The sequence below is a fragment of the Dactylosporangium sp. NPDC050688 genome, assembly GCF_040654515.1.
In the GTDB taxonomy this organism is placed as follows: domain Bacteria; phylum Actinomycetota; class Actinomycetes; order Mycobacteriales; family Micromonosporaceae; genus Dactylosporangium.
In genome coordinates, this window is record NZ_JBFAIC010000175.1 from 1 (window position 1) to 2,102 (window position 2,102).

General features: G+C 64.2%; 2 protein-coding genes and 2 pseudogenes. 1 reads left to right on the forward strand and 3 read right to left on the reverse strand.

Annotation, left to right across the window (positions count from 1 at the left end):
- The 3 genes and pseudogenes from AB0H83_RS51780 to AB0H83_RS51790 all read right to left on the reverse strand — a co-directional run.
- The coding region (locus tag AB0H83_RS51780) for a hypothetical protein (RefSeq protein WP_360111443.1) at positions 1–277 on the reverse strand (277 nt) is incomplete at its 3' end.
- A 10-nt stretch (positions 278–287) separates the two neighbouring features.
- Entirely contained in the window at positions 288–854 is a 567-nt protein-coding gene (locus tag AB0H83_RS51785; protein WP_360111446.1) for a Uma2 family endonuclease, read from the reverse strand.
- A 307-nt stretch (positions 855–1,161) separates the two neighbouring features.
- Positions 1,162–1,668: pseudogene (locus tag AB0H83_RS51790) on the reverse strand (IS6 family transposase); the annotation flags it as partial.
- A 149-nt stretch (positions 1,669–1,817) separates the two neighbouring features.
- On the opposite strand from AB0H83_RS51790, the pseudogene AB0H83_RS51795 reads away from it, so the two are divergent.
- A pseudogene (locus AB0H83_RS51795) lies at positions 1,818–2,102 on the forward strand (integrase); the annotation flags it as partial.

Consider the following 2,102-nt stretch of genomic DNA (forward strand, 5'->3'; position numbering starts at 1 on the left):
CATCGGTCAGGTCCAATAGAAAAGGCCAGCTGAGCTGGCCTTTGTCACCCGGTCGGGACGGCGGGATTCGAACCCACGACCCCTTGACCCCCAGGGGGTCGTCGGAGGCCCCAGCGACGTGCTCAAGCACGTTCTCCCAGGTCACCGAAAGCATAAACCGGCCGAGTAAAGGGGTCCAGCGGATCACCTCGTCGTGACGACGATACGTGCGGACGCCGAAGTAGCGGGCCGATTCACGTGCCCAGATCAGGGCGCAATGAGTAGGCTCCTCCGCCACGCTGAGGCGATCAGAGCTGGCCAAGATCTATTTCGAAGAAGAAAGGCGCTGTCAGCTTGACGACACCGGTGAAGATTTCGCTCTCGCGGTAACGTTTGGTCGCCGGGTCAAGCACGTACGTGTAAAGGAGAGGCGCACCAGTGGCGGCCTGCTCAACACGCCAGTAGAACTGAATACCGGCCTTAGCGTACTGATCAGCCTTGACAATCCGATCGGTAGTCTCCGACCCGGGAGAGACCACCTCGACCACGAGAAGCACATGCTCGGGTCGGGTTGGAGTGACATCGATGGTCTCAGCCCGGTAGACCGTCACGTCAGGGCGACGATTGTTCAGCGGCACGTCCTGAAGCCGGACATCGAAGTCGGTGTCAGCGTTCCAGTCTGGTCCTGCGGCACTGTCCAAGGCATTCGCCAGCAGCCTGGCCAGGCGGTTGTGCCGCTTGGACGCGCTCGGACTCACGAGGACCATCCCATCCACGATCTCGATACCCGCGCATTGCTCTTCCGTCCAGGTCGCATACTGCTCGGCCGTGACCTGCTCATGCATCCAGGCCGGCGCGACCATTTCGGCCGTCATACATAACCTCCTGAACGGCGATCGGCTACCGGCCTTAAGATACCGTGACTTCGGCAACAAGCCGTCCCCCGGCACGTCTGGGCCGAATGTCTAGATTGCGCCACTGCCCATGCGCACCGTAATCGGCTCCGTGTTCGAAGCGCACCGTCCCGCGACAAACGCTCGTCACGCAGCGTAACGAAGTTCGCCACCCTTACGCTTGCGGGCGATCGAATGATCTTGAATGCCACTTCCGCCGCGAGTGCCGAGCGGGCGCCGTTGCGTTATCTGATCGGGTGACGCAGTGAGCCCGGTTTCCGTGGCTGGCTCAGATGGCGGTGGCGAGCTCGGTGAACGCTACGGCGACGCGAAGCCCGCGTGGGGCGTCGATGCCGAGTTCGTAGTGGCCGCGGCGGAGGTTCTGCATGAAGGCGTGTCCGGCGATGATGACCTGTGCGGTCCGGTCGGTCCGTAGCCCGCGCATCGATCTGAGCCGGTGCTTGAGCTGATTATGGTCGGCCTCGACCCGGTTGTTGGCATGCCGTTCGACATGATGCCAAGCCGATGGGACCAGCTCATCGAGGACGGCCGGGTACACAGGCGCCGCGTCGGTGATCACCTCGGTGGGTCGCACCTTCAACGTGGACATCGCCCGGCGGAAGAACCGGCGCGCCGCAGCAGCGTCCCGGCGGGCGGAGACGAGCACGTCGATGACCTGGCCGTCCTGGTCGACGGCCCGGTACACATACCGCCAGACGCCGTTGACCTTCACGTAGGTCTCGTCCGTGAACCACCTGTCACCGGGTGCGTGCCGGCAGAACCTTGCGCTTGCCGAAAACCCCATCCGCCCTGGTGAGGACCGGTGTGGGGTGTCGGAGATGTTGACCCGGTTGCTGGGCCTGGGCGTAGCTGGTGATCGATGCGGCATGATGGTCTGCCGCGCTGCTGCGACTGGCGTACCTGGCTGTCACGAACACGTTCGCGGTGCTGCGCCTGCTGCCGATGAGCAATCGGGACAAGGACGTGGAAATCCTTGCCCTGCGCCATCAGATCACGGTGCTGGAACGCCAACTGGGCAAACAGAAGGTGCGGTTCGACGCGAGCGATCGGGCGTTCCTGGCGGCCCTGCTGCACCGGCTGCCGCGTGAGGTGCTGCGCCGGGTGCGGCTGTTGATGCGCCCCGATACGGTGCTGCGTTGGCATCGTGACATGGTCGCCCGCCGTCACGCGGCCGTCTCCCGACCCAAACGGCCGGGCCGGCCACGGACC

What these genes read in the sequence shown, in the direction of transcription:
- AB0H83_RS51785 (WP_360111446.1), bottom strand. Translation starts at nt 854, where the DNA reads ATGACGGCCGAAATGGTCGCGCCGGCCTGGATGCATGAGCAGGTCACG.